The organism is Cellvibrio sp., assembly GCF_053579595.1.
Map to the genome: position 1 here is coordinate 1 of NZ_JBRFPI010000537.1, position 2,211 is coordinate 2,211.

Below are 2,211 nucleotides of genomic sequence, written 5' to 3' on the forward strand. Positions count from 1 at the left end.
CACCATAATTAGCGAGCATTGTTTTTGTCTTGGAGACCTTGCCCGTTTTATCTTTAACCAAAGCATAAATCTTGTATTGGCCTAAAACACTGGGTTTCCAATCAAGGCGCGGCGCAGTCGAACCATTTATCGAAGTACCATTACCGATGAATGTGTCATTCGCGTAGAAACTAACATTTTCAATTCCATCTTCATCACTGGCTTCTACCGCGAAATTAAAGGTCCAATCCGTCGAATAGGAATTACCATAACTGGTTGCCATTAAGCGCGCGGCTGGAGTTCCTGCTGGACGATTAACCCATACGCCCGCCAGCTTCGAATAAAGAATGGTTCCATTATTCAAATAGGCCATTGCACGAATGGCGTAAATACCTTGCGAATCAGGAGTCCAGTTTACCGGGGTACCATCTGCCATGCCTGTAGCCAAAGGCTCATAGAGACGTGATTGGTCTTTTACACTGTCCATCCAATAGTTATAGAAGACCACTTTGGGCGGTAAGCCATCGGTGTCTTTCCAAATAGAACCATCGGCTGCTTTCACCACAGCAGATAGAGAAACGCTATTGCCTAGCTCATAGTTAAGCGTGGCCCCTTCACCGGGTGCAGTTAATTCCACGGAAACAGGTGCTGCTATTACACTGCTTGAAGTAGTGGCGGATTTGGCACTGGATGAAGAACGAACGCTCGATGAGGTGGCGGATAATGAAGATTGTGCCCCTACTAATTGAGTGTTCAACAAACGCCCAGTCTGTCCGGCGACCGTCGGAGCAGCATAAGTTTTTACCAGCTGACCTTGCGTTATTGGTGTAAAAATTTTTGCACCGCTTGATTCGCTGGATACTTTGAGTGTGAGTTGGTTATCAGCTTCACGCAGCGTAGCACCTTGTAAATCCTTTTCTTCCAGTTTGGCGACTATACCGGTATAGGGCCAGTCCTGGCGCCAGCTGGTTTCTGTTTTTGTGCCCGCTAACAAATCTTCTACCGAGGTTTTCTCAAAACCCAGCAAACCACGACCACCTGCTTGCTTGCGCAATACTGAATAAAAATACTTCTTATCGGTATCCAACTGTTGGAATAATGAAGCATTGGTGCTCGTAGATTTAACCCGAGTCACGATTGGAATGACTCCAAAATGTTGAGTTACCCTTGCTGTACCTGCATGGGAATTATTAAATTCTGTAAAAGGTTCATTTGTTTTGCGGTAATAGTTTTTAGTATCAACACTTTCTGCATCTAGCGAGCCAGGCTTTAACTGAACATCAAAACGCAATGATTGATAGTGAGATATACCATAATAATCCTGACAAGCAGTACCCTGAGCACCCGCATAACTCCCACTACAAATGCTCTGTTCAACACGATTTGGACGAATAAGTGACTGATACTCAATCGCCACAGAATTACGCAACCCTGTTTTAACAGAAACTATTGCATCTTGTTTCAATACGCCTGGATATCCATTGGCAACATTTGTGTCTGAATTGGTATAACCAAATATTTTTATATAATTTTGATTATTGGTTTTAGCCGCTTGATCAAATTCAACAAAATCCAGCCAACCATCACCGTTGGCGTCGCCAACGGTCATCACTTGATTAGGTGTTGTACGCAACAATTCTGCAGCAGAGAACTGATTTTGCTTAGTACTCCAATAGCTGACAAAGTAGCTATAGAGCTTTAATGTTGTGTCATAAGTAACACGAACCAAATCTATTTGACCATCCCGGTTGACATCAAAAAACCAAGAGGGATTATTGTTAGTCAAATCAGCTAACGACACATAGTTAGTAAGACCGTTACCATTACTAATTGCATATTGCCATTTAAAGTTCATTTTTAAAGCGACATCTGACAGGCCATCACCATTTATATCCGGTGTTTCTAATCGCTTTAACGCACTTGCGTCGTAGTAGTAACCGTCGGAACCTTGGTAGATATTATTTTTTTCTTCCTGATAAAGATTTCCACGTAAAGTAAATGTGCTTCCATTTAACGAATACCAATTCAACTTATATGTTGTTTTATTCGCGCTGGAAACGGTCCAGGAAGTGTACGTTGCGAGATCAGTATTCCCATCGCCATCAAAGTCAGCCATGGCCAAATCAACATCGCCTGAACGAGCGTTTCCATAAGCAATTTGAACAGAGGTATTTGATGGTTTAGATTTCACATCATCTAAACCAGATACAATCTCAGCACTTGGCCAATAAT

At 42.6% G+C, this 2,211-nt stretch carries 1 protein-coding gene; it reads right to left on the bottom strand.

Annotation, left to right across the window (positions count from 1 at the left end):
- A partial coding sequence (locus tag ACWA6V_RS20840) for an FG-GAP repeat domain-containing protein (RefSeq protein WP_449524284.1) occupies positions 1 to 2,211 on the bottom strand: 2,211 nt, incomplete at both ends.